Below are 24,043 nucleotides of genomic sequence, written 5' to 3' on the forward strand. Positions count from 1 at the left end.
AACAAAAGCAATTTGGAGATTAGCATGATTCTAGTGACAGGCGCAGCGGGAAAGACAGGCTTGGCAATCTTGGCAGCGTTAAAGCAGCAAGGGGTCAAAACGCGTGCTTTTGTGAAAGATGACGAGCAAATTTTATCGGTTCGCAAAGCAGGTGCGAATGAAGTGGTGGTTGGGGATTTGCTGGATGCAGATGTGTGGCGCTTGGCGACAACGGCCGTTTCCACCATCTACCACATCGCCCCCAACATGCACCCGCAGGAAGTACGCCTTGGTCAATTGATGGTCGCCGCCGCCCGCGCCATTGGCAACTGTCGCGTGGTTTACCACTCCGTCATTCATCCCCAAATTCGGGAAATGCCCCACCATTTTAGCAAGCTCAAAGTGGAAAACGTTTTGTTCAACTCCGGCTTGAGTTACACCGTTTTGCAACCCACGGCCTACATGCAAAACTTGCTTGCCTACCTGCCATCCATCCAAAACGAAGGCGTGCTGCCCGTGCCTTACCCCGCCAAAACGCGCCTCAGTTTGGTTGATTTGCAGGATGTAGCCACGGTCGCTGCCAAAATTCTAACTGAGCCAGGGCATGAATACGCCACCTACGAACTGGTTGGTAACCGCCCCATGAGCCAAACGGCCGTTGCCGACACATTTAGCCACATTTTGCAGCGCCCTGTCGAAGTACGCCCCGTCTCGATAGATGCGTGGGAAGCCCAAGCGCGGGCTAAAGGGACGGATGAATTTACAATTGAAACGGCCGTTAGCATGTTCACCTACTACGCCCAAAGCGGCATGGCAGGCAACCCCCACCAGCTTCGCTACCTGCTCGGCCAAAACCCCACCAGCCTCGCCGACTTCATCAAACGTACTACCAGTGGCTAGTAAATGGCTGTTAGTGGCTAGTGAACTTTGCAAACCACCAACAACCAACAACTAGCCACCAACGACTAACCACCAACCACCAGCAACTAATCCAATGAAAATCACTCCCTTTGCCACCGAACATTTCTTTGCCGAGTACGAATTCACCACCCCTTACCAACTTTGCAACTCCGATTGTGAAACCATCACCATTGCTGAACTACTAGCGATGGCCGAGGTGGATTTAGCTAAACTAGGACAACTCGGGTTGGGCTACACTGAATCGCAAGGCAATCCACAGCTACGCGAAGCGATTGCTGCCAGCTACACCACCGCTACCCCCGACGACATCGTCATCCTCGGCACGCCGGTGGAGGGCATCTATTTAGCCGCCCGGGCCCTGTTAGAGCCTGACGACGAGGTGATTGTGCTCTCCCCAGCCTACGACGCGCTTATCAATATGTTCGAGCACGTTGTTGGCCCAAGCAACGTTAAAAAGTGGCAGTTCCAGCCCACCGACACTAGCTGGACGCTCGATTTTGAGACGCTGGCACAAAAAATCACGCCCAAAACCAAACTGCTCGTCGTCAATTTTCCGCACAATCCCACTGGCTACCTGCCCACGCCAGAGCAGCTTACCCAACTGGTACAAATCGTCGAGCAGCACAACCTGTGGCTCTTTTACGACGAGATGTATCACGGCCTGATCCATTCTGGCACGCCCTCCATCCCCTCGGCAGCAGATGTTTACCAGCAGGCCGTAGTCCTGTCTGGCTTGTCTAAAACGTACGGGCTTCCCGGTCTACGCACTGGCTGGCTGGTGATTCAGGATGAGGCGCTGCGGCAAAACGTGATGAACTGGAAGTTTTACACCAGCATCTGTCCCCCAGCCCCGTCGGAGTTTTTGGCGATGGCGGCGTGGCAGGTGCGGGAGCAGCTACGGCAGAAAAATATTGCCCAAATTGAGCATAATTTGGCACTGGCGGAGGACTTTTTTGCGCGATGGGAAGCGTTGTTTGTGTGGAAACGGCCGTTAGCCGGTTCCGTCGCCCTGGTAAAAATGAACATCCCCTCCGTGACCCAGTTTGCCACCCAGATGGCCACCGACGCAGGTGTCCTCATCCACCCCGCCACCACGCTCGGCAGCGATGACCAACACATGCGTATGGGCTTTGGCCGAGCAGCTTTTGCTACCGCCTTAACTCATTTCGACAACTATTTGCAGCAAACCACATTGCCCTAATTCAGGACAAAAGTGCTGTTAAGAATGCGGGAATTTGCCTCTTTACTGCTTAATTCCACCTAGTTAAACTGCTATACTGGCAAACATTCACACCAATAGGAGGCCATTCATGCCCGCTTCTGAGCCTTCCCTTCCTTGGCAGATGCAGAAGCACCAGGAAATCTTGACCGAGAGCAATCCTACGGCGTTTGCTCAGCTAGCTGAGCTTGCCTTGCCTCACCTTATTCACTTTTTGCGTCGGGAATTCCGCCAGGTTGAGCCTCATCTGTGTGAAACGGCCGTCATTGACTGCCTGCTCACTTACCACCAATCCCCTAACAAATATAACCCCGATAAACTGAGCCTATTTGCCTACCTACGCATGTCTGCCCGACACGATTTGCTGAATGCTATTGACAAACACAATCGCCAGAAACGTCCCCTGGTTCATATTAATGAGCCAGATGTGCAATCTCAACTTATTGGGGAAGACAATACAGTAGAAGATGGTTTCTCTTTTGCAGACTGGCTGGGTGATGACAACAAAACCGCCACTCAAACAATTTTGCACGAATTTGAAGCCAATCTATCCAGCACTGATCGGCAGCTCTTTTTACTGATGCTCAATGGCGTAAGAGAAACTGAGCCGTATGCTGACATCTTGCAGATTTCCACCATCCCGATCACCGAACAACGACGCGAAGTTAAGCGTGCTAAAGATCGCCTCACCAAACGCCTTCAGCGCTTTGTGAATCGCCACAAAGTATAAATCCCTCCCTCACCATTTCATCAAAACTATTTGTCGAACTTTGCCGGTAACTTCGGTACTAAGCTATAGAACAGCAAAAATATCTATAGTTCTCAATAATTGTGAAGGTGCCTTATGCAGAACCAACCATTGCTACAACTAGCCAAGCGCTCAGCGGCAGACCCAGCTTTTATGGCGAGCCTAATTGCACAACAAGCCCACCGGGAACAGGTTCGCTGGGAGCAGATGGCTGAGTTGTTAGACATCTCTGATGAGAAACTGGCTAAGCTGGCCTTGTGCAAACTGCCGCGCGACGATTATTTCATGCAAGACCTACGCCACATTTCGGGGTATTCAAGCGTCAATCACGTTGTGCTTATGCACTTTATGGATTGTGTACAAAAAGAGGTACGCATGGCACGGCACAGCAAACCATCTACTGCACCTAAACAATCTAGTACAAGACAACCTAGCCGAAACACATGGAGGACGAATTTTTTCATGACAAATAAAAGAGGTTTAGCCTTTAGCTTAGCAGCAGTACTTATTCTGATTTTGGGCGCTTTTGTGCTGGCACAGCCTGGGAACACGGAAGCTACATTGATTGTCTCGTCCGGTGAAGCGGTTGTGAACCAGGCTGGTGGCGCAATTTTTGCGAGTATGGCGGAAGATACGGTTGCTTCTGGTGAAATTGTTACAGTTAGCGAAGGGGATACCATCCGAGTGGCAGAAAATGGTTCTGCCCAATTACGGCTGCAAGATGGCAGTACAGTTGATCTGTTTGGAGGCAGTACCGTTACTGTGGCCGAATTGGTGATGGAAGAAGATAGCTATCGCTTTCAGCTCAATTTGATCAGTGGCAAAACATTGAGCCGCGTGGTGCGTTTACTGAGGGCCAACGATACGTTTGAAATCAAGACCCCTTCCTCTACTGCTTCTGTACGTGGCACAATATTCACTGTAGAGGTTCAAACAGGGGACAGTACGCACGTTGCGGTTGAAGAGGGTGTGGTGCGCGTCGCGTTGCAAGATGGTGCGTTTACGGATGTACAGGCAGGGTTCCAGGTAACGGCCGTTACCGACAAGCCACTCCAAACACGTCCAAACAGTGAGCCAGCAACGCCAACGCCTGCCGATGATGATTCAGAACCAGAAGACGACGGCACACCATCTGAACAAGATGAGGAGCCAGATGATTCACCTGAATCACAAACGGAAAAAGTCGTTATTTGTCACTATCCCGGTGGGGACACAACGAAGGGCAATACCTTAGAGATTAGTGCCAATGCTTTAGAGGCTCATTTGGCACACGGCGATACGGAAGGGGCCTGCCCCGACTCGCCTGATGGCGAAGAGGATGATTCATCTGAATCGCAAACGGAAAAGGTCGTTATTTGTCATTATCCCGGTGGGGATACCAGCAAGGGCAATACCTTAGAAATTAGTGCCGACGCACTGGATGCCCATTTGGGTCATGGTGACACACTGGAGGCTTGCCCCGACGACCCATCTGCTGATGAGGATACTAGCCCTGGCAACAGCGGCAATGCGCCTGGACAGAATGATGATGAGAACCCTGGTAACAGTGGCAACGCACCTGGACAAAATGACGATGGCAACCCCGGTAACAGCGGCAACGCTCCCGGAAACAACAACGGGAATGGGAACTCCGGTAATAATGGCAACTCTGGTAATGGCGGCAATGGCAACGGAGGTGGCAAACCGTAATGGCTTTCAGTTGAGCAAACTACAGAGAAATTACTCTTCCGTATTCAAAACAGCTTCTGTAGTTTACGTAAACGGCCGTAAAGAACACAATTCTTTCATCATTATTAAAACTGTTCTTTACGGCCCCTCTTTTTCATCAGCTTCTTGGGAAGGCAAGGCAAACAACGGAACGGCTGCAATTCGGCCTGTGATTCGCAATGGGGTCAATGGCAACGTTTCGATACCGCGAACGGCCGTTTCAGCTTGACTTTGCTCACCCAACACAATTTGCCACGCACTGGCAACCGACAGCATCTCACCTGCCAAATCAACAACCTCGCCTAAAGTCACAAATGCTCCCTGGCTATTGGCTCCTGCGTATCCTACAATTGCTTGCCCCGTGTTGATAGCAAAGCCAAAAGAAACCCCACGATGCGTATGATCCGCGGGCAGCGAATCTTGATAGCGGCGAATCTCATCCCGCAATGATTGCGCCGCCTGCACTGCCCGCCACACATGATCATCTTGGGGAAGCGGCACATTAAATGCCGCCAGGATTTCTCCCTGTTTAGATTGGATCACCGTTCCCTCGAAAGCCAAGATTGTTTCATTTACCTTTTTATGGAAAAAATCTAGCATCGCTAGTACGTCCATTGGATCGTGCTGGGCAGCGAAAGTCGTTTGTCCCTGCATCCCAATTAGCAACACAGTTACCATTTGTTCCTGACCATCCAGGTTTAGCTCCCCTTGTCGTACGGCTTCGAGCGTTGCCTGGGCAATTGCGGGTGACACATTCGAGGCAAACAAATCCATTATTTCCTGTCGCCGCCGCACTTCAACAGAGTAGCGGTATGCAGTGACTAGCAAATAGCTTAACCCCATGGTCGCAAAAGGAAAGTACAGATCGAGTAGGATACCTGTTGCGTCAAAAAGCCAGCCAGCCAGCAAAAAGTACGTTCCGGCAATGGCCAGCATAAAAACCAAGCCACTCATTGGACGTACGCTCACCCACCCGACTAGCAGCCCCAACAGCAGCAAAATCAATATACGAACGGCCGTCACCGGCACCTGAATAAACTTTTCTGACCAAATGGATTCAATGACATTGGCCAAAATCTCTACGCCATACATGGGACGGCCGTCGCTAACAGGTGTCAAGTAGCGGTCTGGCTCAGCCGTGGCGGTAATGCCCACAAGGACAATCTTGTCACGCAGGAGAGTCTCTGGCACGCTGCCAGCCAGCACATCCTGATAGCGCACCATGTTAAAGGTGGTTTGGCCCGATTGAGCTGGTGGGCCAGCGTAATAAATTCGCATCTCACCATCTGCTTCTACTGGCACCTGACGACCCAAAATGGACAAACGGCCGTTTTCAATCGTACTTTTATCCACGCCAACCCCAACATAACTGGCCAGAGCCGCAATGGCTAAACTGTTATACGATTCACCATTTGCCGAAACCACCGTCGGCACCCGGCGAATATAACCATCCTGATCGTGTAATATGCCCGTATGCCCCAGTGCAGCCGAAGCGGCCGTCAGCACCGATTGGGGCAATACAGCTCCCTCGTATCGCAGTTGCCCTTCCAAATCGTGGAAGGCATCTCCTTGCACCAACACCGGCTGCACCACATTCCCTGCCGCTGCCATTGCTTCGGCCAGGGCTGCATCTTGGTCCGTTTCGGCTTCAAAAACAAAGTCAAAGACAATTGTCCCAACATCGGCTGCGGCAAGCTGGTCAATAAGTTCAGCATGTAGCGAGCGAGGCCATTGATCCCAACGGCCGTACTGGGCCAGGCTCGCATCGTCTACCTCAACAATGGTAATAATGTCACTTACCGGATAAGGAGCGAGTAGCACATCCTGCATTTGTGCAGCCGAAACTGAAAAGACGCCAAGAACCAGCAGCAGACTCAACATGGCACCGGCTACAATGCCAATCAGGCTACGCGCCAACGAAATACTTTCTTCATCTTCAAGTAGCTGCTGCTTGAGACGCTGCCACAGTAAACGACGACGCACCATAGTGGGCAAAGAAGCGGGCAAGCTGCCCACTTGTTGCTGAATTTGCTGCAAAATCTCTAAGGCAGGCTGGGACGCATCATCTATTGCCCTGCTTGCCAGCAGATGAACGGCCGTTTCGCTCTGCAACCGCCCAATCACAGAAATGGCCTGTCTACTTTGGCTCGATGCGTCCAAAGCCAACTGCGCCAAACGCCTATCACCCACCTCAGAAATGCCTACCGGCTGCCAATCCTCAGCAGCGGGTAACAAATGCAGCAGCGCCTTTAGCGCATCTTGGCGTACACGCCGCTCGGATGATGAAATGCCTAAATCCAACAACTTTTCGAGTGAGATAAGCGTGGTCAATGTGGCCGGTAAAGACCCAGCAGGCTCCCGCAGTAATAACGCCAGCACTCGTCTGACAACCGACTCATTTTCTGAGGCCAGGGCTGTTAAACTTATCTGCCAGCGCAGGTCTGGATCAGGCGAATGCTGCCACCAATGAGACACATCATATTCATGCACCAGCGCACCGCGCAGCAAGAATTGGTAACTATCAGCATCAAGCAGTTTGGGAAAACGGCCGTAATAAGATGATACGAACGCCAAATGAGTTAAACGGGCTAGGAATGGTTCCTCAACTTGCCAGCGCTCCTGGTAGCGCTGGAGTAAATAGACCACATCCTGAGCTACAAACTTATCTTCCATTAGCTGAATTGACTGCAAACTGGGTCCCAGCTCTGCCTGAATCGCCTCTGGGAGTGCCTGGTAGAACATTGTGTAAGCTTCTTCGGCCGTCCCCGGTCTATCTTGCCATTGAAACGCAGTGAATTTTCTGAGAACGGCCGTTAATGCTTCCGGACACTCAACCCCAAGCTCGGCAGGGTCTGGCAAAAGCGCCCCTTCATTTTTTTGCATCGTTGCTAAACTGTAATGTCCTTCCCACGGAAGCTCTCCAGAAAGCATTTGGTAAAGCACAACCCCCAAGCTAAAAATATCCGACTGCTGCGTAATGCTGTGGTACGCCTGCTGTTCATATGGCGCGTACGGCCCTGTCCCCCGCCCGGTATGTAGCACCATCGTGCTTTGTCTTACCTGCTTCGCCAAACCAAAGTCGGCTAAATAAATCCGCTGCTGGCTATCCAGCAAAATATTGCTTGGCTTAATATCTCTGTGCACAATGCCACGCATGTGCAAATAGTTCAAAGCAGACAATATCTGTTTTGCAGTTCGGGCAACCTCAAACAGCGAAATCGCGCCTGCGCTTAACCAAGTGTCTACAGTCCCTAAACCCTTGTAAGCCATAACAAAATATGCAAAAGACGATGCCATGCCAAACTCATATATCGGCAAAATATGGGGATGTTCTAAACTGGCAACTAAATGTACCTCCCGCTCAAAATTAGCTGACAGAATGGAGGCCGCACTCGGATCATTTTTATCTGAAGCAATAAGCTTTATAGCTACTAACCGCTTGCGTACATTGTCAATACCAGACCAAACAACTGCCTCCCCACCCTCGCCAATCCGTTCTAACAACGTGTAAACGCCAAGCTGATAGCCACGTTTTAACTCTAGCGTGTCTTCTTGCTCTGCTAACAGCAGGGGAATTGGTTGGATTTTGTTTGTCATTGCTTGTATTAGTGGCGCATCTATGCGATGCTATTATGCAAACCGCAGGAACTATTTTGAATACCAAAGCGCGATTTCTCTGTAGTTTGCTTTACCAGCCGTATCATACCGGATAATACAGTTCTGTTTCTAGCTTTTAAGCTGTTGGGGGTCGCTTGAGGACAATTTTTACTGCATTTTCATGAACAGCATCTACGCAGATTGCTTTTTGGCACGCAATGTCGCTTTTTCCTCTTCTGATAAAAACGCTATCGTCAGCGCATTTTGCTGCGCTTGTGCCACCTGATCTTCATACAAACCGGCCCGCTCTACCGCAATTTCATACTCATACGGCAAATCAATATCGCTGATGCCCGGGTCATCGGTGTTGATGGTGGCTAAAATGCCATGTTTCAGCATTGTTTTGAGGGGATGGCTAGCGTAATCTGGCACGGTGCTAGTCTGCACATTGCTCGTCAGGTTCATCTCCACGCCAATGCCATTTTCAGCCAGATAATCCATTAAATCGGGGTCGTCTACAGCGCGAACGGCGTGGCCAATGCGCGTGGCTCGCAGCTCCCGGATCGCTTGCCAAATGGCTGGACTGCCGCCCGCTTCGCCCGCATGGACGGTGACACCCCAGCCCACATTCCAAGCGCGCTTAAAGTGCTCCACAAACCATTCGCCAGGGAAATTCACCTCGTCGCCCGCTAAATCCAGCGCTACAAAATCATCCCGGTGGGCGAGCAAGGCATCCAACTCCTCGTGCCCAACTTTAGGGCCAAAAGTACGGCTGATGATGCCAATCAGGTTAGTTTTGACGCCAAAATCGCGTTCCCCAGCGGCAACCCCGTCTACGACGGCTTCCACAATACCCTGCGGGTGCAGTCCATTCGGCTCGGCCATAAACACGGGGCTAAAGCGCAGTTCGATGTAGTCAATGCCTTCCTTCAGGGCATCCTGCACATTTTCGTAGGCGATGCGATGGCACACGTCATAATTCACCAAAATACCAACCATCCACTCAAATTTTTCAAAGAAGGCGAGGAGGCCAGGGACGGGGGTTGTCACTTGGACGAACGGCCGTAATCCCTCCAAATCCTTCGCGGGCAGTGGCAAATTATACTTCCCGCCAACCTCTAGAATTGTTTCCAGCCGCACGCTGCCATCCAGGTGGCGGTGCAGATCAATTAGAGGCAAATCGGGACGAATGATAGACATTGTTGGGTAAAAACCTGTTGTCACTTGATAGAATGCTGGTATGTTATCCGGCGATAAGCGAATCAACAAATATCTAGTAACCAACTTATTCCATACTTGCAGATGCTTTTTGAAGGAGACAGCATGACCCCACGCAAGCGCGTTTTATCCGCCATGAACCATGAAGAGCCTGACCGAGTGCCAATTATTTTGGGCATCAGCAATGCTACTGGCATCAAAATGAAAACCTACCAAAAGCTCAAGAAGCTGCTAGGGGTGCAGGGGGAAGATCGTTATTTGTACGATTGGCCGGAGTTGGGAACGGCCGTTCCCGACGAAGCCATCCTGCAACGCCTCGGCACCGACGTGCGCCCCGTCTTGGATCGTCATCCGGCAGCCAACATGCAGGCCAACGCCAGCCGCGAACCTGGCACACCTTTCATAGATTCGTGGGGCATCGGCCAAGTGGAGTTGGCTCCCGGTGAATGGTTCCCCCACATCAACCCGCTGGTCGAAGCAGAAACCATCGCCGATTTAGAAGCGTTCGACTGGCCAGACATGGACGACTTCAGCCGGGTAGCCCATGTAAAAGCAGAAGCCGCAGCCCTGGCCGCCCAAAACGAGTATGCCATCATGGCCACGCCGTGGCTGCTCTTCCCGCTGGAACGCGCCTTCCAAATGCTGCGGATGGACAATTTCATGATGAGCATGGTAGAGAAGCCCGATTTTGCCAAAGCGCTGCTGGCAAAAATCACCGATTTATGTAAACAATTGATGGGTCATTTTTTGCGGGAGCTGGGCGACAACGTGGACATCGTCAAAATCGGGGATGATCTAGGTACACAAACCAGCCTCCTCATCTCGCCCAAGATGTACCGCGAATTTTTGAAGCCATTCCACGCCGATTACATCGCCTTCATCAAAGAGCGCACCAAAGCAAAGGTGCTATTCCACACTGATGGTGATGTGTTCCCGCTGGTTGATGATTTTGTCGAAATTGGGGTAGATATTTTGAATCCGATTCAAACGTCCGCTGGGCGCATGTCTGAACTGGATGAGCTGAAGCGGCAGTTTGGGGACAAAATCGTCTTTTGCGGCGGTATAGACACGCACCGGGTGCTGCCCTACGGCTCACCAGACGACGTACGCCAGGAAGTGAAGCGCGTCATCGAGGCGTTGGGGCCAGGGGGCGGCTACATGCTGGCCTCGGTTCACACCATCATGAATGATGTGCCGCCAGAAAATGTGTTGGCAATGGTAGACGCGGTGGAAGAGCACGGCCGTTACCCACTCAAATGATTACCTAACTGATGTCACGCACTTCGTCTAGGGAGACTACAAAAGTCTTGGCCGCATTTCAGGTACTTGCCTGACTGAGTAAGACTTTTGTAGTCTTGGACTGCGTAACATGAGTTACCTAAATTAGCGCGTGGATTTGGGCAACGGCCGTTGCTGTATCCACATCATCCACCACCACACTAATGCTGCATTCAGATGAGCCCTGAGCAATAGCGACGACATTGACGCTGTGGTTGCCCAGTGCGGTGAATACGCGCCCAGAGATGCCCGGCGTACCGCGCATCCCCGCCCCCACAATCGTCACGATGGAGACAGGCTCCTGCGCCCAGATGCGATCCACATCCTTGCGCGCCAGCTCCACCGCAAACTCCGCTTCCAGGCTGGCAATGATGCTGTGGGTGGCTGCGTCTGGCGCAGCAAAGCAGATGGATTGCTCCGATGACGCCTGACTGATGAGCAAAACGCTTTGATTGTCGCGAGCTACGGCACCAAAAGTGCGGGCGGCAATGCCGGGGATGCCCATCATGCCCTTACCTTCTACGGTGATGAGACTCAGGTTTTTAATGGCAGTCACCGCCTTGATGCCACCATTGCCGTTGGGCGCATCTGGCACAATGACGGTGCCGGGATGCTCTGGATTGAACGTGTTCTTAATTCGCAGGGGGATGTCATTTTCTACGCAGGGTCGCATCGTTTTGGGATGCAGCACCTTTGCGCCGTAAAAAGCCAGCTCAGACACTTCGCGGTAACTGAGCTGCGGAATAGATTGTGCATTTGGCACCAGGCGCGGATCGGCGGTCATCACGCCATCCACATCGGTCCAAATCCAAACCTCGTCGGCGGCCAGTGCTTCGCCCAGAATCGCCCCGGTGTAGTCGGAGCCGCCCCGCCCCAGCGTGGTGGTAATGCCATCTGCATTGGCGGCAATGAAGCCGGTGACGATAGGAATGATGCCTTGCGCCAGCAACGGCCGTATTCTTCCCACTGTCTTCTCTTTCGTCAGTTCAAATTGGGGGGTTGCATTTTGAAAGTTGCTGTCCGTTACGATCAGTTCGGTGGCATCAATTGCTTCGGCTGGCGCCCCGCTTTGGCGCAGGTAAGCAGCCAAAATGCGGGCGCTCATTTGCTCACCCATGCCGCCAATGATGTCCAGAGCGCGTGGGCTGAGTTCGCCCAGCACATTCACAGCCCGGCATAAATCGGCAAAACGGTCAATGAAACGGCCGTTTTCTGCCAAAATTTGCTGCCGTTCCCCATCAGGCGCCAGCAAGCCGTCAATCGCTTCGTAATGTATTTGGCGTAGTTGCTCCGCCAACTGCTGGTACGTTTTGTTATCCCCACTGGCGGCAGAATGCGCCCCTTGCAGCAACAAATCGGTTACTTTCACTGGTTTGGAACCCATTGCCGAGACGATGGCAACGGTTTGCCCCCACTGTTTTTTTGTGTTTTGAATGAGAACGGCCGTTTCGCGCATGGCTTGTGCGCTGCCAACAGACGTTCCCCCGAATTTCATAACGAGTGTCATTTTTTCTCCAGTTTGCAAGTTTGCGAGTCTGCGAGTGGCAAGTTATTACTCGCTCACTCGCCTACAGGCATACTCGCTAGCGCCTGTGTTAAATCCGCCAGTATATCGGCCGTTTCTTCAATGCCAATGGCAAATCTAACCAAATTATCCTTGATGCCAATTGTGCGACGTTCCTCGGTAGATAGTTCAAAGTAAGACATGATAGCAGGCTGCTCGATGAGGCTTTCTACCCCGCCCAGGCTGGCGGCAATGTAGGGAATCTGCATGGCATCTACCATGCGGGCGGCGGCATTGAGGGCTGCCTCGCCAGGCGGCACGGCTACTTCAAAACTCACGACGCCGCCAAAGCCGCACATCTGTTGGCAAGCAACGGCATGGTCGGGATGGGACGACAGGCCAGGATACCAAACTTGCTCGATGGCGGGGTGGTTTTCCAGGAACTCCGCCACTGCCTGCGCCGAGCGATTTTGCTGCTGTACGCGCAGGGTCAGCGTCTTCAGGCCGCGTTCCAGCAGATAGGCGGCGTGCGGGTCAAGGACGCCGCCTAACATTCCCTGGCTTTGCCGCAGGGCGTGGATTAGCCCTGCCTCACCCACGGCTACGCCCGCCATCACGTCGTTGTGGCCGCTGAAATATTTGGTGCCGCTGTGAATAACGAGATCAATGCCGTAGGTTAACGGCCGTTGATTCACGGGCGTAGAAAAGGTGGCATCAATCATCGTTTTGATGCGTTTGTGCTGCCGGGCAATGGTCACGATGCGCTCCAAATCAGCCACGCGCAGGTACGGGTTGGTGGGGCTTTCGGTGAGAATGATGCGGGTATTTGGCTGGATGGCAGCAGCGAGCGCTTCGTAATCACCCATCGGCACTTCGCTGCTTTCTATGCCCAGCCGCTTGAGGAACGTTTGGCAAAATTGGCGCGTTTTGCGGTAGCTGTCATCGGTGAAGATAACGTGGCTACCGGTGGGCAACATGGAGAGAAGGATATTGGTAACGGCCGTCATGCCTGTGGGAAAGAGCAGCGCATCATAATTGCCGGGCAGATCGCCCACCTCCAAAGCGGCCAGCCGCTGCTCCACGGCGCGCACGGTAGGGTTGCCATAGCGTGCGTACTCCACACGCCCGCTTGTGCCGCCCCACAGTTTGCCCTCCTGGTAGGCAATGAGATCGGCCGTGTTTTCAAAGGTGTAGGTGGCCGTTTGCCAGATAGGCGTGGTAAGGGCATGGCTGGGCTTGGGTGTGCGTGATGGGAGGTGTCCGTGAACGGCCGTTGTGCCATTAAGCAATTGTGCTTTCTGTAACTTGGTTAAATTCTCCATAATTTCCTCCACTTGTCATTCCCGCCTGTGCGGGAATGACAGGCCAAAAACAAAAGCCCCTCCTGGAAGTTACAGAAGGGGCTCATCAATTCATATTCGCCACATCTCATCTTCCAGAAGTTAAACGCTTCTGCCGGAATTAGCACCTGTCTCTTGTTTCGGTAATCGGTGTTCAGTATGTCAGTAACCAGTTTTCAATGATTTTTACTGATTACTGTTTACCGATTACTGACAACTGTCAGAAATGGTTGCTGAGGCTTCATCGGGCCGTTCCCTCCGCCTCTCTAGATAAGAAATGCTGGCACAAGCTGCTGCTTGAACCAGACTTTATTTAGTTGTGATCGAGATGGTAGCAAATGCGGGGTGGGTTGTCAAAAAGTTGCGGGAGACTGAGTTATTTCACCATGTTACGCGGCGTAGACTTCAAAAGTCTCGGCCAACCTTGGTGTTGGGCAAGCTGCTTACAAGACTTTTGAAGTCTGGCTGAGAATGAGCAGTTGACCTCTATTATAAAAATTGATTTAAGCGACTCACAAAGGTGTCTAAACGGTAGGGTTTTTGCAAAAAACCAACGAGGGGCGGCGAGGCAAAGCCGCGCGTTGCCAAATCTTCACTGTAGCCAGAAGAAAGCAAAATACGCACGTTGGGATCAACTGCTTTTAACTCTTCAAATGTTTCCTGACCACTTTTGCCAGGCATTGACAAATCCAACAAGATCAAATCAATCTCATCAGAATGTGCTTTGTATAAATGGATGCCCTCATCACCGTTAGCGGCCGTTAGCACACCGATTTCTTCTATTTCCAGAATATCGGTCACTGCTTCTCGCACAGCTCGCTCGTCATCAATTACTAGTACCAACCCTTTACCGTTCATGCTCACTTGTTCGGGCTCCTCAGGTGGAATCTCAGCTATGTTTGCTGCAATGGGAAATAGTAATTCAAAGGTTGTTCCTTGCCCAGGCGCACTTTTTACGTGCAGACCACCCTTGTGGCTACGGATGATACCCGACACAGTGGCCAAACCCAAGCCTCGACCCGTAAATTTTGTGGTAAAAAATGGATCGAAAATTTTGGATCGGGTTGCTTCGTCCATGCCAATGCCGCTATCTTGCACAGACAGCTTAGCATATTTTTGTGACGGTAGCGGGTGGTCTGTATACCGCCAAAAGCGATGATCTTGTGAGGTGATTTGGCAAACGACCGTACTTAACCAAATGGTGCCCGCTTGCTCACCAATCGCTTCGGCAGCATTGATGATCAAATTCATAATCACCTGCTGAATTTGGGTCACATCGCCTTCGATGTGTGGCAAATCGGGGGCCAGGTTTAGCTGCAGCGTAACCTGCTTGGGCAAAGCTAGGTTGAGTAAATCCACGCTTTCATCAATCAAGCGATTCAGTGCCACTGGTTGAATGGTAAACTGGCCACCGCCTGAATAAGCAAGCAACTGACGCGTGAGACTTGCAGCTTGTTCTGCGGCCTGAACCGCTTTGCTTATGTGTGTAAAAGCCGGGTTTGTTTTAGATAGGTGCGTTTGAGCCAACGTGGTCTGCCCCAGCATGGCAACAAGCAAATTGTTAAAATCATGGGCAATGCCGCCAGCTAAAATGCCCAGGCTTTCCATTTTTTGGGTACGATACATGGCTTGCATCGTCTGTTTTCGCTCGGTAACATCTCTGGCAGTGGTAACAAATGCGGTTATTTCACCGTTTGGTCCTAAAAATGGATTGGTCACAAATTCTATTTCCACTTCGCCATCGGGCATGGGATACACAAATTCCCGTGAAGCAGCCTCACTAGTCTCTAAAACGGCCGCACGATCCTGGTCGCTCAATTCCCCAAACGCCGGGGGAAGATTCAGCTCCCGCCATGTTTTGCCCACCACATCTGCCACATCTACCTGCAGATACTCTAAAATGGCGTTGCTAATGAACAAGAAACGGCCGTCCAGATCAAATACCAAAAAATTATCCGGCGTTGCTGCCAAAATAGCTTCCAGCAGGTGCGTTTGCTGCTTTAGTTCATTTGCCAGTTTGCGTTGCTGCTTCTCTGCCTGCTGCATTGCCTGGAACAGGCGGGCATTTTCTAAAGCAATGGACAAATGCGTAGAAAAAGCGCCAATAGCAGGCACATCTTCAATGCGTAACCGCTCACCTGCCAAATACAACACCCCCACGATCTTTGAGTCGGCATACAATGGTGCCAAGATGGCAGGCAGCTTGAGGAATGGTTTGAGAAACGGTTTGGCAAATCGGTAGATATTTGGCGTGATAACTTGCCGCATCTTTTCTGAATTGTCGGGCAAAAAGATAATGTCTCCCTTCTGCAGAACGGCCGCATCCGCTGGGGCTGCATCTGCCAGGTACGAAAACCCTATCGAACTGAGTCCTAACCTTTTTTCGGCTAGCTCAATGATCTTCATCAAACGTTTCGAAAAGACCACAGAAACAACGCGCAAATTTTCACCAGATTCGTCTAGCAAGTTGACCGACGCATGTAATCCCAGCTTTAGAAGCTGCTCGCCAAAAACCTGGTAAACGGCCTCTTCAGATTGGGCAGCCTTTTGCAAGGCAACCGAAGCTGCATTGAGACCTTGCCAAATCTCACCATGTTGGGGATTACCTTCCAGAGAGGCTATCTGAAACTCAATCATGCTCATTGCCCACAGTGTAGCACAAAGCCTTGAAGATAAATCTAGCAACATAGTACCTTTTTGTGATGGTTCCAAAATTCACATATAATGCGGCGCTATGGATTTTGAGTTTGCTTTTGAGGTCACTGCCACCGATACAGATACTCACGCCCGCAACGGCCGTTTCCACACCCCGCACGGCATCATCGAGACCCCCGTTTTTGCGCCGGTGGGTACCCAGGCGACTGTGAAGGCAGTACGGCCGTCTGACCTGCACGAACTCAACGCCAGCCTCATTTTGAGCAATACTTACCACCTCTACCTGCGCCCAGGCGACGAGCTAGTAAAGGAGATGGGTGGTTTACATAACTTTATGCAGTGGGATGGTCCCATCCTCACCGACAGTGGCGGTTTTCAGGTATTCAGCCTGAGTGAAACGCGCAAAATAGATGCCGACGGCGTTACCTTCCAAAGCCACCACGACGGTTCGCGCCACCGCTTTACCCCAGAACGCAGCATCGCCATTCAAGAAAATTTAGGCGCAGACATTATCATGGCCTTCGATGAATGTCCACCGCCTGATGATCATGATTATGTCAAGCATTCGCTGACGCGTACCCATCCCTGGTTGGAGCGTTGCCTGGCAGCCAAAATCAGAGGCGACCAGGCACTGTTTGGCATTGTGCAGGGGGGCATTTTTGCAGATTTGCGGGAGGAAAGCGGCCGTTTCGTTACCGATCTCGATTTACCAGGCTATGCCATCGGCGGGTTGGCCGTGGGCGAAACCAAGCCACAAATGCACGCCGTTCTCGACGTGCTGCATCCCATCCTGCCCCAAAACAAGCCCCGCTATCTGATGGGCGTTGGCGCACCGGAAGATTTGGTGAACGCAGTGATGCGCGGCGTAGATATTTTTGATTGTGTGCTGCCCACCCGGCTGGCGCGGCACGGCTCTGCCTTTGTGCTGGGCGGGAGGCTGAACCTGCGGAACGCCCAATTCAGTCGCGATCCACAGCCAATTGCCCAAGATTGCACCTGCTACACTTGCCAAAACTTTAGCCGCGCTTACCTGCGCCATCTCGTTAAGGCCAACGAGATTTTGGGCCATATGCTGCTCTCTACTCACAACCTGCACTTTCTCATTAACCTGATGGCGCAAATGCGAGAGGCCATCGGCAAGGGAACATTGGCACAATTTGGCGCGGACTTTTTGCGACATTACGAGGATTAGGTAATTGGGTAATTACCCAATTACAAGACTATACACCAACAAGGCAGCAGACTTTATGTCAATTTTTGAAGCGATTATTCTTGGAATCATCCAGGGAGCCACCGAATTTTTGCCCATCTCCAGCTCTGGGCATTTGGTGCTGCTGCCAGAAATCTTCCAGATGACCAATCCCGACCTGACGCTCATCGGGCTGGTACATGCAGGTACGCTGCTGGCGGTACTCATCTACTTTCGGCAAGATTTGTGGGACATCGTAACGGCCGTTCTGCGCGACCTATCCCAACGACAACCGTTAGCCAGCCCTGAAGCCCGGCTTGGCTGGCTCATTGTGGTAGGCTCTATCCCTGTGGGCATTGTGGGATTGCTGTTTGCCGACTTTTTTGAAGAAGCGTTTGGCAGTCCTCGCGTCGCTGCCGGATTTTTGCTGGTAACGGCCGTTCTTCTTGTGTTGGGTGAGCGCATGTTGTCTGGCAAAAAGGAGATGGCTGCCATGTCCTGGACCGATGCGATTATCGTAGGGTTGTTTCAGATGATGGCACTTTTTCCGGGCGTGTCGCGCAGCGGCAGCACCATTGTGGGCGGCCTGGCGCGTGGCCTAGACCGCCCAACGGCCGCTCGCTTCAGCTTTTTGCTAGGCATACCGGCAATTCTGGGCGCTGGTCTTCAGGCAATCCTGGCGATTTTTACAGAGAGTGCCCAATTTTCGGCAAGCGTCTACATTTTTTCTTTTTTGGCAGCGGCCGTTTCTGGGTATGTCTGTATTCACTGGCTGCTAACCTGGGTAAAAAACCATACGCTGTACGGTTTTGCAATCTACGTGGCATTACTTAGCATCGGGTATCTGATCTATTCTGCCATTATCGGCTAACGAATGAGACGACAATTTTGGCTCTTGTTGCTGCTCATGCTGGTTGCTTGCAGCCCCCAGCTTGCCTCTGCACCCACCCTGCCAGCCACAACCGCCCCCACGCTCCTGCAAATTGGCATCGTCAGCAGCGCCCAGCCCCTTATTCCCCTCATTGAAACAAATTATGCGCCAGAGAATCCACAGGTTGCCTTGCAATTTGTGGTGGGCAACAGCGAATCGTTGCAAACTGATTTGGCCAATGGCTTGCTAGATGCGGTACTGTTGCACCAAATTCCGGTGGGAATCGGCCGTTACTTCAATCCAGTCGCGCTAGATGGCCTCGTTATCGTCACCCATCCAGACAATCCTGTGGCTGGGCTCTCTTTGGCGGAGGTACAGGCGATTTTTAACGGCCGTATCACAAATTGGCAGACAGTAGGCGGAATTGATCAGGCGATTATGCTATTGAGCCGTGAGCCGGGGTCTGGTTTGCACACTTTGCTGCGCCAGCGCGTGATGGCAGAGCAGCGCCTAAGCCCCAATGCGCTACTGCAAACCAGCGACCAGGCCATGCTAACGGCCGTTGCCAAAAATCCCGCTGCCATTGGCTTTAGCAGCCTGGGCAGTGCTAGCCAGACCACCTCCGTGAAAATTGTGCAGGTAGACGGCCGTTTTGCCACCTCAGCCACCGTTACCGACCAGACCTACCCGCTCACCACCCCACTCTACTTCCTCGCCGCCACCGAGGCCGAACCCATTGGCGAGTTGCGTGCCTTTCTAGCCTGGCTGCAATCTGACGTGGGGCAAACGGTGCTGGGGGATGTGTACGGCCGTGTTCGCTAACTTCGGTGCCAGACATCGGCGAGCAAATCAACAATCGGCACTACTATTTTTGTGTATAACTACGAGAGCACCAACAGACTCTCGTGAGGTTAAAGCCGAGCTATACACAACTTTTACCGCACCCTTGTAAACCAAGACTGTTGACAAGCACGACGCTTTTTTTGTAAAGTTACGCCACAATGAACGAATGGTTGAGCTTGATTTACGCACCCGTACCTACCAGCCCCGTTGCCGAGGCAGCGGGCGGCTGGCGTTTGTCACACAATCAGCACATCAATTACCTCACCTAACCATCACCTGATTTGCAACTGTGAAAATGCTTTGCCCCGTGTCTGTCGGCACGGGGCATTTTTGTGTTCACTGGCAATAGGAATTATTTTTTTGCCACAGAGAACACAGAGTTTTAAGAGAATTTCCTCTTTTTCCTCTGTGCCCTCTTGTGGCTGCCCTAAGGGGCTAAGGATTAAAAATTATGAAGATGAGTCGGTTGATGAATGAAACGCTGCGGGAGGTTCCGGCAGCGACGGAAGTGAAGGGGCATGAGCTTCTGCTACGGGCGGGGTTTGTGCGGCAGGTGGCGGCGGGTGTGTTCAGCTACTTGCATTTGGGGCAGCGCACGCTGCAAAAGCTGGAAGCCATCATGCGGCAAGAGATGAACGCACTGGGCGGGCAAGAGATTAAGATGCCGCTGGTACATCCGGCGGTGCTGTGGCAAGCATCGGGACGATGGTATGAGATTGATGCGGAGTTGGGGCGTTTGGTGGATAGAAACGGCCGTTCCCTCACCCTCGCCCTTTCTCATGAAGAAACGCTAGCCGAGTTGGCCCGCCAAGAAATCCACTCTTACCGGCAGCTGCCGCAGATGGCTTACCACATCCAAACCAAATGGCGCGACGACCCGCGCCCGCGCGCCGGGCTGATTCGCGGCCGTGAATTTACGATGCTGGACAGCTACAGCCTGGATACAGACGATGCCGGGCTGGACGAGCAGTATCAGGCACACTTTGCGGCCTACTTCCGTATTTTTGCTCGCGTTGGGTTGCCGGTGCTGGCTGTGGAGGCGGACGTGGGCATGATGGGCGGCACGATGGCGCACGAATTTATGTATCTGACGCCAATTGGGGAGGATACGCTGCTGCTGTGCAATGCGTGCGGCTACCAGGCCAATCGCCAGGTGGCGACGTTTCGCAAGCCGGAAAAGATGCGTGGCACGGAGGCCGCGACGTTTGTGGCGGAAATTGTGCAGGGTGAGGAGACGGTTGAGCAGGTGGTGACGGCCGTTTTCCCGGCAGGCTCCCAAGTTAACGAAACCAAACTGGTGCACCTGCTGGATGCCCAACGGCTGCGCCTGGCGGCAGGGCAGGGCAGCGGCTGGTGGATTTTGGATGATGGCATTGATCCGAAAGTGTGGGGCACAAAGGTAGACAAAGTGGGTGACATCACTGCCGCGCAGGAAGGGGATGCCTGCGCCACCTGTGGTGAATTGCTGCGTACGACGCGGGCGGTGGAGGTGGCCAACATCTTCAAGCTGGGCACGCGCTACAGCAGCACCATGAACGCCACTTTTGTGGACGAGCAGAACCAGGCGCGGCCCATTGTGATGGGCTGCTACGGCATTGGCGTGACGCGGCTGCTGGCTTGCCTGGCGGAGCATCATCAGGATCAGGTGGGGCTGGTCTGGCCGGTGGCGATTGCACCGTACCAGGTGCATTTGTTGGCGTTGCGGGGTGGGGTGGAAACGGCCGTTGCGCTTCACCAAAATTTGCGACAAGCTGGTGTCGAAGTGCTGTTTGATGACCGGGACGTGCGGCCAGGGGTGAAATTCAATGATGCGGACCTCATCGGGCTGCCGCTGCGCCTGACGGTGAGTCAACGCTCGCTGACGGCGGGGGGCGTGGAAGTGAAAGAAAGGATTGGTAGTGAAACGGCCGTTGTTGCCGAGGACGATTTACTCAATTACATCACTAACTGGCTGGCAGGCTAGCAATTTTTTATCCGCAGATTGACACAGATTAGCGCAGATTAGTATTACGACGAAAAATCTGCGTTAATCTGTGGATGATTTCATAGAAGTAGGCAAGCTTCGACGGCAAGTTGGAACAGCCGGGCGCGGGTGGAGCTTTCTTTTTGCCAATTACGGCCGTCCCACGCATCCCCTGTCAAATCATCGCCGCCGTAAAGCAGTTGCCCAAAGCGCACGCCACGAAACTGCGCCACGGCGAAAAAGGCAGCGGCTTCCATTTCCACCACATGGCAGCCCTCTTCGCGGCGGCGGGCAATACGCGTGGGCGTCTCACGGTAAATGGCATCAGTCGTCCACGTTTTGCCCACAATGTAGGGGAGGTGGTGGGCTTGTAAGGTTTGCTCGATGGCCTGCACCGCGTTGGGATGGGCTGCCACTTCCCGGCTGGGTGGCAAATAGTGATAAGAGGTACCCTCATCCCGAACGGCCGTTGCTGGAACCACCACATGCCCCAAATTAATCTCTCTATCCAGCACGCCGCAGCCGCCGCAGGCAATAAAATTGCGGCAACCCAGGGCGATGAGCTCCTCTAGAAACGCACCCGCCAGCGGCGCACCCACGCCAGGGTGCAACACTGCAATTCGCTCGCCCTCAACTTCCATCTCATAAACCGGGTTGCTGCCAATTTCAGAGCCAAGTTTGTACACAACTGAAAGCGTGCCAGCCGCAACCAAATCTTGCAGCACATCCTGAAAGAAGCAAAGCACGCAGCGCCGGGCAACGCCGCTTGGCTTTAGCAATTTTTGTGGGTCAATGAAGGTCGATGTGTCCGGGTCAAATTCAAGGATAGGAAAGGATTCGCGTTTCATGCGGGGAATGTAACTAACTAGACAAAAAGCTGCGAATTTTTTGTCGTAAAGACTGGGGTGCTTTACTGGTGTCCCGGCGGAAACGTTTTTCCCACCAGCGTGAACTACCGCCTGAAGCAGGTTCCCAGCCATCTTTCCGAAGCATGTGCACTAGATCGCTATGTATACTTATGTGGGCGGGGTTGTGTGAATCTGGGATGCCTTCTGCTACACGGCTAAAGGGAACTTCATTCGATTTGCCGGCCTGGTAACGGCCGTTTGACCCTTTAGCTTCCGCCTCAAACCATAACAAGCCGTAGTTCAAACCAGCATGTTCACCACCACCCATATTGTGATACGTTCTGAAGATGATGGTGCAATAATCTCATTTTGTTGATTTCATGCAGGCTTTCCCTAGCGGATTCTTGCCTTGTCCTATTGGCATGGCAAGAATCCGCAGATACCGGACAATCGAAGTTTAGGGCATCATCAAAATGGGCTCGATATGTTCCATTGCCCAATCAATCTCTTCTTTTTTGATAACCAGCGGCGGCGCAAAGCGGATCACGTTTTCGTGCGTTTCTTTGCACAAAATGCCCCGATCCTGCAACGCCTCGCAGAAGCGACGGGAGCGGGTGTGCAGCTCCACGCCAATGAACAGCCCCTTGCCACGTACCTCTTTGATGTGGTCGCTTTCTACGCGTTGGAGGCGACCCTTGAAATATTCACCCAGCTCGTGGGAGCGAGCGACCAAATTGCCATCAACCAATGCTTTGAGGGCGGCGCGCCCGACGGCCGCTCCCAGAGGATTCCCGCCAAAGGTGCTGCCATGATCGCCGGGATGGAACAGCCCTAGCACGTTGCGGTGGCTGAGAACGGCCGAAACCGGGTAAAACCCACCGCTCAATGCCTTGCCAATAATCGTCACATCTGGCTGCACGCCTTCGTGGTCGCAGGCAAACATCTTGCCCGTTCGACCAAATCCTGTCTGAATTTCATCGGCTACAAATAACACATTGTGCCGCTGGCAAATGTCATAAGCTTCTTTGATGAACCCAGCGGGCGGGATGATGACGCCACCTTCCCCCTGAATTGGCTCGAACAGGAAGCCAACAGTGTTTGGCGTGATGGCGGCTTCAAGGGCGGCTGCGTCGCCGTAAGGAATCATGACGAAGCCTGGGGCAAAGGGGCCAAAGTTGTGTTTGTAGCTCTCTTCGCTGGAGAAGCCAATAATAGTGGTGGTGCGGCCGTGGAAGTTGCCTTCGCAGACGATGATTTCGGCTTGGTTGGCGGGCACGTTTTTCTTTTCGTACCCCCACTTGCGGACAGCTTTTACGGCCGTTTCTACCGCTTCTGCCCCTGTATTCATGGGCAGTGCCATTTCATAATTGGTAAGTTCACACAGCTCTTTGAGAAACGGCCCCATCTGGTCATTGCGGAAAGCGCGAGAGGTGAGGGTGACGCGGTGCATCTGCTCTGCCGCTGCCGCCAAAATGCCTGGGTGGCAATGCCCCTGGTTAACAGCCGAATACGCAGCTAGGCAATCCAGATACTTTTTGCCATCCACATCGTAAACCCAGACGCCGTCTGCCTTTTCAATCACTACGTCCAGCGGGTGATAGTTGTGGGCACCGTAGGTTTCATCTAGTTCAATAAAGCGTTGACTTTTCATGTTACACACTCCTTGCCAGTAGGTTATGGGAATTTGCTGAAGTTTCTTATGTAGGATTGGCACTCCTACAACTTATTTATCGTTGCAAAAATGGTTCAAAGGAGTGCCAGTCCTGATACTTATAAAAAAAAGCCTGATCAAATCGGACAATGTCCGGTCATCAGGCTTTGCTCAAACGACGAGAAGTGCGTCGTTATCTTTTCACAAAAACTATGTTGTTTTTCAAGCCTCATTATAGAGAGGGAAACTGTTTCTGTCTATGGGGAAATTGTTGGAGGGTGCGGTCAGTTTTTGTGTAAGGCATAATCTTGATAAGGAAATATCCAACGATGATCTTGCCAGGGCTGCTTTTTCTTCTTGGCTATTTAGTCAGCAAGTACCAACATGCGCTGACAATCTGTTTCAGTGACAATTGTCGATTTTAGGACTGATGGCGACGGCGCGTTGGGGCGATTGGTGACCTAGCTGCTTAGACATCCGCCTATACCATTGTCAGAACGCATCTGTCACTG

The 24,043-nt window shown here is 52.4% G+C and carries 17 protein-coding genes and 1 riboswitch; of the genes, 9 read left to right on the forward strand and 8 right to left on the reverse strand.

Annotated elements, in window-relative coordinates; genetic code table 11:
* Positions 1-24 precede the first annotated feature (24 nt).
* The 4 genes from ACOQPM_RS05860 (at position 25) to ACOQPM_RS05875 (ending at position 4,556) form a co-directional block, all read left to right on the forward strand.
* Positions 25-879, forward strand: a complete 855-nt coding sequence (locus tag ACOQPM_RS05860) for an SDR family oxidoreductase (protein ID WP_420628309.1) — start codon at positions 25-27, stop codon at positions 877-879.
* Positions 880-973: 94 nt separating this feature from the next.
* Entirely contained in the window at positions 974-2,101 is a 1,128-nt protein-coding gene (locus tag ACOQPM_RS05865) for a pyridoxal phosphate-dependent aminotransferase (RefSeq protein WP_420628310.1), read from the forward strand.
* Positions 2,102-2,210: 109 nt separating this feature from the next.
* Positions 2,211-2,849 (forward strand): RNA polymerase sigma factor, encoded by a 639-nt coding sequence (locus ACOQPM_RS05870; RefSeq protein WP_420628311.1) that lies wholly within the window; start codon positions 2,211-2,213, stop codon positions 2,847-2,849.
* 480 nt (positions 2,850-3,329) lie between these two features.
* Positions 3,330-4,556, forward strand: a complete 1,227-nt coding sequence (locus ACOQPM_RS05875) for a FecR family protein (protein WP_420628312.1) — start codon at positions 3,330-3,332, stop codon at positions 4,554-4,556.
* Between the two features lie 117 nt (positions 4,557-4,673).
* Here ACOQPM_RS05875 and ACOQPM_RS05880 read toward each other — a convergent pair whose 3' ends face one another.
* Together ACOQPM_RS05880 and add are read right to left on the reverse strand one after the other, a co-directional pair.
* Complete coding sequence (locus ACOQPM_RS05880) at positions 4,674-8,171, reverse strand: CHASE2 domain-containing protein (RefSeq protein WP_420628313.1); 3,498 nt, start codon at positions 8,169-8,171, stop codon at positions 4,674-4,676.
* A gap of 192 nt (positions 8,172-8,363) precedes the next feature.
* Positions 8,364-9,365 carry an adenosine deaminase gene (gene add / locus ACOQPM_RS05885; protein ID WP_420630513.1) on the reverse strand — a complete coding sequence of 334 codons (1,002 nt, stop codon included), beginning with the start codon at positions 9,363-9,365 and terminating at the stop codon, positions 8,364-8,366.
* 129 nt (positions 9,366-9,494) lie between these two features.
* Here add and ACOQPM_RS05890 point away from each other — a divergent pair, with 129 nt between their 5' ends.
* Complete coding sequence (locus ACOQPM_RS05890) at positions 9,495-10,649, forward strand: uroporphyrinogen decarboxylase family protein (protein WP_420628314.1); 1,155 nt, start codon at positions 9,495-9,497, stop codon at positions 10,647-10,649.
* 118 nt (positions 10,650-10,767) lie between these two features.
* On the opposite strand, the gene ACOQPM_RS05895 is transcribed toward ACOQPM_RS05890, so the two are convergent.
* The 3 genes from ACOQPM_RS05895 to ACOQPM_RS05905 form a co-directional block, all read right to left on the reverse strand.
* Positions 10,768-12,174 carry an aspartate kinase gene (locus ACOQPM_RS05895; RefSeq protein WP_420628315.1) on the reverse strand — a complete coding sequence of 469 codons (1,407 nt, stop codon included), beginning with the start codon at positions 12,172-12,174 and terminating at the stop codon, positions 10,768-10,770.
* 53 nt (positions 12,175-12,227) lie between these two features.
* Complete coding sequence (locus tag ACOQPM_RS05900) at positions 12,228-13,493, reverse strand: trans-sulfuration enzyme family protein (protein WP_420628316.1); 1,266 nt, start codon at positions 13,491-13,493, stop codon at positions 12,228-12,230.
* 103 nt (positions 13,494-13,596) lie between these two features.
* Positions 13,597-13,788: riboswitch (SAM riboswitch) on the reverse strand.
* A 212-nt stretch (positions 13,789-14,000) separates the two neighbouring features.
* The gene (locus tag ACOQPM_RS05905; RefSeq protein WP_420628317.1) at positions 14,001-16,148 is read right to left on the reverse strand and encodes an ATP-binding protein; all 2,148 of its coding nucleotides are present in this window, start codon (positions 16,146-16,148) and stop codon (positions 14,001-14,003) included.
* 97 nt (positions 16,149-16,245) lie between these two features.
* On the opposite strand from ACOQPM_RS05905, the gene tgt reads away from it, so the two are divergent.
* From tgt to ACOQPM_RS05925, 4 genes are all read left to right on the forward strand, one after another.
* Entirely contained in the window at positions 16,246-17,358 is a 1,113-nt protein-coding gene (gene tgt, locus ACOQPM_RS05910) for a tRNA guanosine(34) transglycosylase Tgt (protein WP_420628318.1), read from the forward strand.
* Positions 17,359-17,413: 55 nt separating this feature from the next.
* Complete coding sequence (locus ACOQPM_RS05915) at positions 17,414-18,226, forward strand: undecaprenyl-diphosphate phosphatase (RefSeq protein WP_420628319.1); 813 nt, start codon at positions 17,414-17,416, stop codon at positions 18,224-18,226.
* Positions 18,227-18,229: 3 nt separating this feature from the next.
* Positions 18,230-19,048: a substrate-binding domain-containing protein gene (locus ACOQPM_RS05920; RefSeq protein ID WP_420628320.1), complete on the forward strand. Its 819-nt coding sequence runs from the start codon at positions 18,230-18,232 to the stop codon at positions 19,046-19,048.
* 472 nt (positions 19,049-19,520) lie between these two features.
* On the forward strand, positions 19,521-21,032 hold the full coding sequence (locus tag ACOQPM_RS05925) for an aminoacyl--tRNA ligase-related protein (protein WP_420628321.1): 1,512 nt from the start codon (positions 19,521-19,523) through the stop codon (positions 21,030-21,032).
* Between the two features lie 80 nt (positions 21,033-21,112).
* Here the strand turns inward: ACOQPM_RS05925 and ACOQPM_RS05930 are convergent, their stop codons facing one another.
* The 3 genes from ACOQPM_RS05930 to rocD form a co-directional block, all read right to left on the reverse strand.
* Complete coding sequence (locus ACOQPM_RS05930) at positions 21,113-21,880, reverse strand: nucleoside phosphorylase (protein WP_420628322.1); 768 nt, start codon at positions 21,878-21,880, stop codon at positions 21,113-21,115.
* A 13-nt stretch (positions 21,881-21,893) separates the two neighbouring features.
* On the reverse strand, positions 21,894-22,208 hold the full coding sequence (locus tag ACOQPM_RS05935) for a hypothetical protein (RefSeq protein WP_420628323.1): 315 nt from the start codon (positions 22,206-22,208) through the stop codon (positions 21,894-21,896).
* A gap of 129 nt (positions 22,209-22,337) precedes the next feature.
* Positions 22,338-23,531: an ornithine--oxo-acid transaminase gene (gene rocD / locus ACOQPM_RS05940; protein WP_420628324.1), complete on the reverse strand. Its 1,194-nt coding sequence runs from the start codon at positions 23,529-23,531 to the stop codon at positions 22,338-22,340.
* Positions 23,532-24,043: the final 512 nt, after the last annotated feature.

The sequence above is a fragment of the Candidatus Leptofilum sp. genome (assembly GCF_965223525.1).
GTDB lineage: Bacteria > Chloroflexota > Anaerolineae > Promineifilales > Promineifilaceae > Leptofilum.